The organism is Rhabdochromatium marinum (assembly GCF_016583795.1).
Taxonomy (GTDB): Bacteria; Pseudomonadota; Gammaproteobacteria; order Chromatiales; family Chromatiaceae; genus Rhabdochromatium; species Rhabdochromatium marinum.
The window spans coordinates 25,552-35,357 of sequence record NZ_NRRS01000036.1 but is presented as its reverse complement, the minus strand read 5'-3'; the positions used below and the strand labels follow the sequence as shown (position 1 = coordinate 35,357).

Below are 9,806 nucleotides of genomic sequence, written 5' to 3'. Positions count from 1 at the left end.
GCCAAGGTCAAGGCGCGCCGCTGCATCTGGCGTCACACCCAAGATCAGGCTGAGCAAACACGCCTGTTCACCGCGCTCAAGCGCAACGAATGGACAAGCGATCCCTACCTGTGCCGGATCATGCGTCGGGAATGGAAACGCGGGCACAATCACACCTACAACCAGATGATCGTCCGTTCGGACAGTTACACGACCTTTCACCTTGGCGGGCGCGCCTGGATCAAAATTCCCGGCTTAGTGAAAGGCACTCGCATCGCCATCCCGCTCGATACCACCGTCGCGCCCACTGGCACCCTGCGGATCATCCTCACCGACGATGACCGTCTTGAGGTCCACACCACCATTGAGGCCGAGATCACCCATGACTGCGGTGAGCGCACCCTGGGCATCGACAAAGGCTACTCCGAGGTGCTGGTTGATTCCGACGGGGAACATCATGGCCCGGAGCTAGGCGCGATCCTCACCGAGCAATCCGACAAGCTCAAAGCCAAGCACCAGCGCCGATCAAAACTGCGCGCGCTCGCCAACAACACGCGCAACCCGCGCAAGCGCGAGCACATTCGCCGCTTCAACCTCGGGCGCAAAAAAATCAACCGACAGATGGACAAGACCCATGCGCGCATCCGCGACCTGGTGTTCCAGTCGGTTCACAAGGTCGTCGACAAAGCCGCTGTGATTGCGGCGGAAGATCTCACCGCCCCGATGGCGGGCAAGTCCTTCGGCAAGACCATCAATCGTCGGCTGGCAAGCTGGACGAAAGGCGTCATTGCCGAAGCACTTGACAGTGTTTCAAGCCGTCGAGGTTCGACGGTCGTTCTGGTCAATCCGGCCTACACATCGCAAATGGATTCCCGCAACGGAGGCCTGCTGGGCCGCCGCCAAGGGGATCGGTTTCACTGTTTCGACGGGGTTGTGTTGCAGGCGGATCAGAACGCTGCGCGAAACGTGCTGGCACGGTTGTCCGACCCGGACATCGAGCGGTTCACGCCGTATCGAGCCGTGAAAGCGATCTTGCAAGCACGGACTGAGCGCCTGCGGTTGGGACTGCTCAACCAGGACTCCAGTTGCTCGCCCGGACAAAATCGGGTGCTATCAACGGAGAGCGAATTACCGAATGAGCACTTTCGAGTATGAAATTCGGAGCAGGTGACATGAAAGCCATGATCCTGGCGGCCGGGCGCGGCGAGCGGATGCGCCCGCTGACCGACACCACCCCCAAGCCGCTGTTGCCAGTGGCGGGCAAGCCTTTGATTGTGCATCAGATTGAGCGCTTGGTGGCGGCGGGTTTTACCGAGCTGGTGATCAACCATGCCCATCTTGGCGCACAGATCGAGCAAGCGCTGGGTGACGGTCAAGCCTTGGGCGCCAGCATTCAGTATTCACCCGAGGGCCGTGGGCGCGCGCTGGAGACCGGCGGTGGCATCCAGCGGGCCTTGCCCTGGCTCGGCCCCGAGCCGTTTCTGGTCACCAATGGCGATATTTTCGCCGACATCGACTATCGCGCCTTGCACCTTGCACCTGGCGATTTGGCCACCCTGGTGTTGGTCGAGAATCCGCCCCAGCACCGGCAGGGAGATTTTGTCCTTGGCGCGCGCGCTCGTGTGCTAAGCAGCGGCGAGCGGCGCTTGACCTTTGCCGGGGTTGGTGTCTATGCCCCGGCGCTCTTTGCCGCGTGCACGCCCGGCGCCTTTCCACTCGCGCCCCTGCTGCGCCAGGCTATTGCCCAGGGACGGGTTGGCGGGCACTATCATGACGGTGCATGGATGGATATCGGCACCCCCGAGCGTCTGCATCAGCTTGAGCAACGACTGCTGGCCGGTGCTTGAATGCGCAACGCCGGCGCCAACACCATGGCGCTGTCTTACCTGGGCTGACCGGAGAGAAGCATGGGTCAAGAGATCACTGACAGCCGTTTTACCCCGGCGGATTTTGCCGAATTTTACCGCCGACTGGAGCAGGAGACCGACTGGCTGGCGCGTCTGTTTGCCGAGGATCGGCTAGCCAAGGGGCCAAAAAAGACTGGTGTCGAGCTTGAGACCTATCTGATCGACCGCCAGGCGGCGCCAGTGGATGCCATTGAATCCGTGCTGGCCGAGGTCAAGGATCCCTTGATTGTGACCGAGCTGGCGCGCTTCAATCTGGAGCTGAACACCTACCCGCGCCCATTGACTGGCGATGCCTTCAGTCAGCTGGCCGATGAACTCAGTACGCGGCTGGCGCGCTGTCGCCAAGCCGCCGTCCGAGCCAACGCGCGGGTGGTGGTGATCGGTATCCTGCCCACCCTGCGGCCTGAACATCTGGTGCTAGAGCGTATGACCGCGCGGGAGCGCTATCGCGCGCTCAATGAGCAAATTTTCTCCCTGCGCGGCGATCGGCCAATCCGAGTGAACATTCGTGGCGAGGAACAGGTCGAGTTTCTGCAACCGAATGTGATGCTGGAAGCGGCCGCGACCGCCTTTCAGATTCATGTGAAAATGACGGCCAGCGAGTCGGCGCGCTATTACAACGCGGCCAAGATTCTGTCGGCTCCCATGGTAGCGGTGGGGGCAAACTCGCCGCTGCTGTTTGGACGTGAACTTTGGGCCGAGAGTCGCATCCCATTATTTGAGCAGGCGGTGTCGGTGGGCGGGCCGGCTCTGCAGGAGCGCTTCGGCTTTGGGGTGCGCTATGCCAAAGGCTCGGTACTGGAATGTTTTCGCGCCAACATTAGCCGCTACGCCATTTTGTTGCCGGAACTGACGGATCAGCCACTGGAAGCCCTGAGTCATCTGTGTTTGCACAATGGCACCATCTGGCGCTGGAATCGTCCATTGATTGGCTTCGATGCCGACGGGACGCCGCATCTGCGCCTGGAGCACCGGGTGCTATCGGCCGGCCCGACTGTCACCGATAATCTTGCCAATGCCGCCTTTTTTATCGGTGCTCTGCATGGGCTGGCTACGACCGAGCAGCCTCCGGAGGGGCGGCTGCCTTTTTGGCAGGCCAAGCGCAATTTTTACCATGCCGCCCAATATGGTCTGCAAGCGCAACTGGTTTGGAAGGACGGCGTCGAGATGCCCGTGACGCGGCTCATCGAGGACGAACTGGTGCCACTGGCGCGAACCGGCCTGAGCGCGCTGGGCATTGAGCGGGACGAAAGTGATTACTGGCTCGACATCATTGCCAGCCGCGCCCAGCTGGCCTGCACCGGTGCTTCCTGGCAATGCGCCTGGGTGGCGCGCCACGGCATGAATTCCGCGCGGCTGACCGAAGCCTATCTGGCCCATCAGGAAAGCGCACGTCCGGTGCATGAATGGCCCTTGGATTGAACAGCCGCAGCGACGGAGTGATTTACAGTTAGTTATGGTTAGTTATGGCGTCATTATTTGAACTCGATCATCTGCCCCCCGGCCTGCTTGACTGTGACAGTCGGCAACTTCAATCCGTGCTGGGGGGGCCGGCGCTGATCCATGTGCCGGGCCAACGCGAGCCGGCGCTCTTTGTCTCGGTGTTGATGCACGGCAATGAAAGCGTCGGCTGGGACGCCATGCGTTTGGTATTACGCGAGCGCCTAGGCTATTCTCAGCGCCATTCCAAGGCCGCACTGCTGCCGCGTGCGCTGAGCCTGTTTATTGGCAATCCAGCCGCCGCCGCTGTTGGGCTGCGGCATTTGCCTGAGCAGCCCGACTTCAACCGCGTCTGGCCAGGCAGTGATCTCGATCCCGTTCCTGAACACGATTTAATGGCCGAGGTGGTCGCGCGCATGGCGGCGCGTGGCTGCTTTGCCAGCATTGATCTGCACAACAACACCGGCAACAATCCGCATTACGGTTGCGTGAATCGCATCGAACCGGAGTTTTTGCAACTTGCCGCGCACTTTTCCCGCACCCTGGTGTATTTCGTGCAGCCCCGCGGCGTGCAGTCGCAGGCGTTTGCCGAACTCTGCCCGGCGGTGACCCTGGAATGTGGCAAGGCCGGCGAGCAACTCGGTGTCGAGCATGCGCGTAAGTTTGTCAACAGCTGTCTGGAACTGGAAACCCTGTCCGCCGATGCGCCACCGCAGGATATTGATCTGTTCCATACTGTCGCCCGAGTCAGGATTGCCAGCGGACTTGAGTTTGGCTTTCCGCCCCGCGATGTCGATCTGCGACTGTCACCGGAGCTGGAACGCTTCAATTTTCGTGAACTCGACCCCGGAACCCCCTTTGCCAGCTTACGCCAAGCTGAAGCGCAGGCCATACCAAATGCTGGGCCTCATCAAATGCCCAATGAAGTACCAAAAGTTGTGGATGTGCGCGATGACCAGGGTCGGGATGTGAGTGAATACTTTTTCGAGTTAAACGAGGGTGAGCTGCGTCTGCGCGTTCCCGCCATGCCCTCAATGCTGACGCGCGATGAACGCGTGATTCATCAAGACTGTTTGTGCTATCTGATGGAACGAGTGGCGCGCTGATTAGACGAATTAACAATTCATGCACGGGGAACATCGAAATGAAAGCTGGTAATTTTTGCTGGGGTTTGGTGTTGATGTTGGCTGCAACGACTCTAATGGCGGCACAGACGCCTAGGATTATCAATGGCGATCAGGCGCCTCCCGGTGCCTGGCCCTGGATGACCGCTTTGTTCTATTCCGATGCTGACAGCCCCTATCGGGGGGTATTTTGCGGAGGTACTCTAATTGACGACGATTGGCTGGTGACTGCCGGGCATTGCGTGTTTGAAATGTCTCCACCAGACATTGATGTGGCCATAGGTGTCGATAATCTCAGACAGGATCTGAGTGCTGGCATTGGCGAGCGCATCGGTGCCAAACGCATCATCATTCATCCAGAGTATGACAGTGATTTGATGTACAACGATATTGCTCTGATTCAGATTGAGCAGCCGACATCCTATGCGAGTGCACCGATCATTGACAGTCGGCTCGATTTGTCTGGAGACTGGGGAACCATTCTGGGTTGGGGTGATACCAATCCACGCTGGCCGTCAGATTATCCGGCAAACTTGATGCAGGCCGAGGTTCCTATTGTGTCCAACGCAAGCTGCATGGCAAGTTACGGCCCCGATGAGATCACGGAGAATATGCTATGCGCGGGCTTTGCTGCTGGAGGTGTGGATACCTGTCAGGGTGACAGCGGTGGCCCGCTGGTGGTTTATAACAATGGTCAGTGGATGCTGGCAGGCATCACCAGTTGGGGCGATGGCTGCGCCAGACCGGGTCAATATGGTGTTTATACCCGGGTGGCGGATTATCGTGCCTTTATTGATGAGGCGATCACCACAGACTATGTGGCCTGTGCCGATGCGAATGCCGATGGGATTGTCAACGATGCCGATATCAGTGCGTATCGCGACCGCCTCCGGGCAGAACAGCGCGACTGGATCAATAATTGCCTGATACCACAGGCGCTCTGTGGCGATGTCACTGGTGACGGTGTGGTCAACAATGCTGACAAACGGCAGCGAATCGCACATTTGAGAGGTACGGCTCGGGAGTGGTATCAGCTGTGCTGGAAACCGGAAGTGAATACGGCCGCATTTTCATCCAATCGTTGACCATAGACCACTGACTTCAACCCAGCTCAAGGCGTGCGCAGTCAAAGCGGTCGCGACACCGCGCGGCTGAAAGTGGTGCGCCTTCGATCTCAATGCGGGTGATGCGTATCCGCTCACCATCGCTGCCGTCGAGCCAGCAGCAATCATCTTCCCAGTAGAGCGCCGCTTGCGGTGCGCGGGCGGCTTCGCCCTGATACCAGCTACCGAGCAGATCCAGGCGTTGTCCTTGATGATATAGAAAAGCGCCGGGGTAGGGCGGCGCCACGGCGCGGATTAGATTGTGTATGCTCCATGCGGATGCGCCTGGGTCAATGCGCCCATCCTCTGGGCGACGGCCGCCAAAATAGCTACCGGCGCTGAGATCCATAGCGGTTTCCGACGCGCGCCCATCAAACATGGCCGGCAAGGCGCGCAGCAACAGCCGTTCACCGGCGCATAGCAGGCGCGGCATTAGAACCGCTGCGGTGTCATTGGGAAAGATGGGCACCGTTTCCTGATCGACCAGTGCTCCAGCGTCGGGTTTGACCAGCATCCGGTGCAGACTCATCCCGGTCTGGTGCTCGCCATGTACCAGCACCCAGTTCAGCGGTGCGCGTCCGCGGTAGCTCGGCAGCAGGGAACCGTGCAGGTTAAAGGCCCCCTGCGTGGGGATGGCCAGAAGTTCCGGGGCCAGCAGGCGGCGGTAGTAAAAGGAAAACAGCCAGTCCGGTGCGCAGGCGGCCAGGGTATCGCGCAGCTGCGGCGTATTGGGATCCTCCGGCGCCAGACAAGGGATGCCGGCCCAGTCAGCAACATCCCGCACGGAATCAAACCAAGTGTTTTCACCCGGATCATCCTGATGGGTCAGAATCAGCGCAATTTCGACCCCCAGCGCTTGCAAGACCTGGATCGCACGCACGCCAACGCTGTGATAAGCAAAGACAACTGCGCGCGGCTGGCGGTTCATGCGGCACCCGAGACCGATGCCGCCGCCGCATTTGCATCCGTATCCGTATCCGTATCCGTATCCGTATCCGCATCCGCGCCTGCATCAGGATTGAGCGCCTGTGGCTCCAACTGCTCACGGATCAGATAGATGGGCCGGCCGCGCGATTGCTCGAAGATGCGCCCGATATATTCCCCTAGTAGGCCAATACCAAGCAGCAGCACGCCAATCAGGAAGAACAGGATGCCAAAGAGGGTAAAGACGCCTTCCACCTCGGGGCCGATAATCAGGCGTCGCAGTGCCAGATAAAACACAAAAAGAAACGATAGGCAGGCGATGCTGATTCCCGCCACCGAGAACACCTGCAAGGGCATGAGGGAGAAGCCGGTCATCAGGTCGAAGTTCAGGTGGATCAGCTTAAACAGCGAGTATTTGGATGCGCCCGCCGCGCGCTCGGCGTGCTCAACGCGCACCTCGGTGGGATTGGCGGCATAGAGATAGGCCAGCGCCGGGATGAAGGTGCTGGGTTCATCGGCGGCGGCTACGGCTTCGACAATGGGGCGGTCGTAGGCGCGCAACATACAGCCCTGATCAGTCATGCTGATGCGGGTGATGCGTTCGCGCACCCGATTCATAAACCTCGAACTCTGGTCGCGCCACCAGGGATCGCCGACCCGCTGGCGCCGGATGCTGCCAACATAGTCATGACCGGCATCCATGGCCGCGAGCAGTTTTGGGATCTCCTCGGGCGGATTTTGCAGATCGGCATCCAGAGTGACCACCCGCTGTCCGGAACAGGCGCCAAAGCCAGCCAAAATGGCCGCGTGTTGCCCGGCGTTGGTGCGCAGATAGAGCACCCGCGTGTGAGCAGGGCGGCGCTGATACTGGGCACGCAACAGCCCCGGCGAGCGGTCGCGACTGCCATCATCGACAAAGACCACCTCATAGTCGGTGTCCAGTGCATCTAACACCGGATACAGTCGCTCGAACAGCAGCGGCAGCACCGATTCCTCGTTGAAGACCGGAATCACCACCGATAGCGGGCGGCGTTTGGAGGGAACTGATGGCGGAGCGGTAGATGACATCATGAGCGCGGTGGGTGTTGCGTCAGGGCCTCAAGCGCAGTGCAGACCGCATCGAGATCCGCCATCTGCATTCCGGGGAACAAAGGCAGGGTGAGCGTTTGCCGCCCAATGCGCTCGGCCTGGGGAAAATCCCCAGGACCATAGCCCAGACGACGATAGAGGCCGAACAGATGCATGGCCGGATAATGCACCCCAGCGCCAATGCCGCGCTCAGCCAGCGCAGCGATAAAGGCGGCCCGGGTGCACCCCAGCGCCGCGAAGTCCAGCTCGATACAGAACATGTGCCAGCTATGTCCGGGCGCATCGCCCGGCAGGCGCAGCCACTCGCTGGGCGTCAGTCGCTCAAGATAGCCGTGTGCCAGTGCGCGGCGCCGAGCATTGAAGTCCGCCAGCTTAGGCAGTTGCGCCAGACCCAGCGCGGCGCCGACATCGGACAGATTCATTTTGCCGCCCCATTCGGGCACCTGCACCTCACCCTCGGCGTCCTTCTCGATGCCGTGAAAACGGATGCGCGCCAGGCGGCGTGCCAGCGGGCCGTCGGCGAGCGCTACAGCACCGCCCTCAATGGTGGTGATGTTTTTGTTGGGGTGAAAGCTGAAGCACACCGGATTGCCGCTGGCGCCGATGGCCTGCCCGCCATAGGTGCTACCGATCGCTTGGGCTGCATCTTCGATCAGCCACAGATGATGGGCCTCGGCTAGCGCGCGCAGCGGTGCCAGTTCCGCCGCGCGACCGGCGAAATGCACCGGCATAATGGCGCGGGTGCGCGGGCCGATGGCCTCGGCAACCTGCGTGACATCCAGGGTGCGCGCGCGCGGCTCGACATCGACAAAGCGCGGTCGCGCTCCGACCCGCAGCACCACATTGGCAGTGGCGACAAAGCTCATGGCCGGGACAATCACTTCATCGCCCGGGCCGATGTCGGCCGCCAGCAGCGCCGCTTCCAGCGCGCTGGTGCCGGAATTGAACGCCAGCACCCGCATACCGCCACCCAGGACATCTGCCAGCGCCTGCTCAAAAGCGGCGGCCTTGGGACCCGTGGTGATCCAGCCGGATTCGAGCACCGCGCGCACGGCGGCGAAGTCATCCTCGGTCAGCGTTGGGCGGGTAAAGGGTAGAACATTCATGTGGATCGAGCTTCGGGGTGGCAATGGCTGTGGGTGTTAGGGTTGAGCGCGGGGATGAGACGCCGCAAAGCGCCTATCATAACAGCCGCCAGTTGCGCGCGACCGCCTGCGCAATCTGGAGTGTCGCAATAATTTAGGCAAAAAACACGCCGGTATTCCAGGATTCCGGGGGCCAGCACGAGAACTGACTATCCAGGGCCTGAGTCGATCGCATCCAGATTGCCGTTCATGCAGGCTGATGACGTGATCGCCTCGACCTCGTTGCCAGCGCCCAAATACTCCAGGCGCTCAAATGCCAACTGACGCGTCATGGCGATGCCGCGCCCATGGCTGTCAAACATCCGTTTGGGGTCGATATCCAAATAGCGTGCCCAATCAAAACCGGCGCCCTGATCCTTGATCCGATAAATCAGCTGCTCGCCCTCAATGCGTACTCGCACTTCGGCGACGCGGTCACAGTAGAGCGGATCACTCAGACGCCGTTCCAGCTCTTTGTGCCAGTCCTCGCTGGCGAGTGCCGCTGTTTTGCCGGTATAGCCCAGCTCCAGATTGCCATGCTCAACGGCATTGAGCATCAATTCCAACAGTCCCAAAGAGACTTTCCCGGGTTTCTGGGCGGGAATGGCCAGCAATGCGGCGAGCCGTTCGGCCTCGTCGAAGCGGCGAAACTCAAAGCGCGCTTCGCGCAGCATTCCCCATACCGATTCGCGTTCCACGCGCATGCGCCGCAATTCCAGCCGGGTTTGACGATCTTGCAGGGCAATGCGGATCAGGTGATGCAGCGAGGCTTCTTCGTAGGGTTTGGCCAGATAGTGCCAGGCACCCGCGACCAAGCCCTGCTCAACCTCGCTCGGGCTGACCGCACTGGTCTGCATAATCACCGGCAGATCATCAAAACGATGATCGGCGTTGATGCGGCGCAACACCTCAATGCCATCCATGCGCGGCATGATGCGATCCAGAATCACCAGCTCATAGCGTTGCGGCTCGGCATCAAGCTGCTCCCAGGCTTCCAGTCCATCGCTGGCGGTTTCGGCACTCCAGCCTTCGCGATTTAACAGCGTTTCAATCAATCCAAGGGCGATATCGTCATCATCAACAACTAAAAAAGGGCGCATGACTGCCACTCCGTCG

At 60.4% G+C, this 9,806-nt stretch carries 9 protein-coding genes; 5 read left to right on the top strand and 4 right to left on the bottom strand.

Annotated features, from left to right (window positions below):
- From CKO36_RS11415 to CKO36_RS11395, 5 genes are all read left to right on the top strand, one after another.
- On the top strand, window positions 1-1,134 hold a 1,134-nt coding region (locus CKO36_RS11415; protein WP_200284187.1), incomplete at its 5' end, for an RNA-guided endonuclease TnpB family protein.
- A gap of 17 nt (window positions 1,135-1,151) precedes the next feature.
- A complete protein-coding gene (gene murU, locus CKO36_RS11410) occupies window positions 1,152-1,826 on the top strand; it encodes an N-acetylmuramate alpha-1-phosphate uridylyltransferase MurU (protein ID WP_200284186.1) in 675 nt (224 codons plus the stop codon).
- A 60-nt stretch (window positions 1,827-1,886) separates the two neighbouring features.
- The gene (locus CKO36_RS11405; RefSeq protein WP_200284185.1) at window positions 1,887-3,308 is read left to right on the top strand and encodes a glutamate-cysteine ligase family protein; all 1,422 of its coding nucleotides are present in this window, start codon (window positions 1,887-1,889) and stop codon (window positions 3,306-3,308) included.
- Window positions 3,309-3,352: 44 nt separating this feature from the next.
- Window positions 3,353-4,432, top strand: a complete 1,080-nt coding sequence (locus tag CKO36_RS11400; protein WP_200284184.1) for a M14 family metallopeptidase — start codon at window positions 3,353-3,355, stop codon at window positions 4,430-4,432.
- A gap of 38 nt (window positions 4,433-4,470) precedes the next feature.
- Window positions 4,471-5,535: a trypsin-like serine protease gene (locus tag CKO36_RS11395; RefSeq protein ID WP_200284183.1), complete on the top strand. Its 1,065-nt coding sequence runs from the start codon at window positions 4,471-4,473 to the stop codon at window positions 5,533-5,535.
- 16 nt (window positions 5,536-5,551) lie between these two features.
- Here the strand turns inward: CKO36_RS11395 and CKO36_RS11390 are convergent, their stop codons facing one another.
- The 4 genes from CKO36_RS11390 to CKO36_RS11375 all read right to left on the bottom strand — a co-directional run bounded on the left by CKO36_RS11390 (window position 5,552) and on the right by CKO36_RS11375 (window position 9,790).
- Window positions 5,552-6,481, bottom strand: a complete 930-nt coding sequence (locus CKO36_RS11390) for a formyltransferase (RefSeq protein WP_200284182.1) — start codon at window positions 6,479-6,481, stop codon at window positions 5,552-5,554.
- Complete coding sequence (locus CKO36_RS11385) at window positions 6,478-7,548, bottom strand: glycosyltransferase (RefSeq protein ID WP_200284181.1); 1,071 nt, start codon at window positions 7,546-7,548, stop codon at window positions 6,478-6,480. Before CKO36_RS11385 ends, CKO36_RS11390 begins: the two co-directional genes overlap by 4 nt.
- Window positions 7,545-8,672: a DegT/DnrJ/EryC1/StrS family aminotransferase gene (locus tag CKO36_RS11380; RefSeq protein ID WP_200284180.1), complete on the bottom strand. Its 1,128-nt coding sequence runs from the start codon at window positions 8,670-8,672 to the stop codon at window positions 7,545-7,547. Before CKO36_RS11380 ends, CKO36_RS11385 begins: the two co-directional genes overlap by 4 nt.
- Window positions 8,673-8,860: 188 nt before the next feature.
- Window positions 8,861-9,790: a response regulator gene (locus CKO36_RS11375; RefSeq protein ID WP_200284179.1), complete on the bottom strand. Its 930-nt coding sequence runs from the start codon at window positions 9,788-9,790 to the stop codon at window positions 8,861-8,863.
- Between the last annotated feature and the right edge of the window lie 16 nt (window positions 9,791-9,806).

Excerpts from the sequence above, each read along its gene's own strand:
- murU (WP_200284186.1), top strand. The coding sequence starts at position 1,152 with ATGAAAGCCATGATCCTGGCGGCCGGGCGCGGCGAGCGGATGCGCCCG.
- CKO36_RS11405 (WP_200284185.1), top strand. The coding sequence starts at position 1,887 with ATGGGTCAAGAGATCACTGACAGCCGTTTTACCCCGGCGGATTTTGCC.
- CKO36_RS11400 (WP_200284184.1), top strand. The coding sequence starts at position 3,353 with ATGGCGTCATTATTTGAACTCGATCATCTGCCCCCCGGCCTGCTTGAC.
- CKO36_RS11395 (WP_200284183.1), top strand. The coding sequence starts at position 4,471 with ATGAAAGCTGGTAATTTTTGCTGGGGTTTGGTGTTGATGTTGGCTGCA.
- CKO36_RS11390 (WP_200284182.1), bottom strand. The coding sequence starts at position 6,481 with ATGAACCGCCAGCCGCGCGCAGTTGTCTTTGCTTATCACAGCGTTGGC.
- CKO36_RS11385 (WP_200284181.1), bottom strand. The coding sequence starts at position 7,548 with ATGATGTCATCTACCGCTCCGCCATCAGTTCCCTCCAAACGCCGCCCG.
- CKO36_RS11380 (WP_200284180.1), bottom strand. The coding sequence starts at position 8,672 with ATGAATGTTCTACCCTTTACCCGCCCAACGCTGACCGAGGATGACTTC.
- CKO36_RS11375 (WP_200284179.1), bottom strand. The coding sequence starts at position 9,790 with ATGCGCCCTTTTTTAGTTGTTGATGATGACGATATCGCCCTTGGATTG.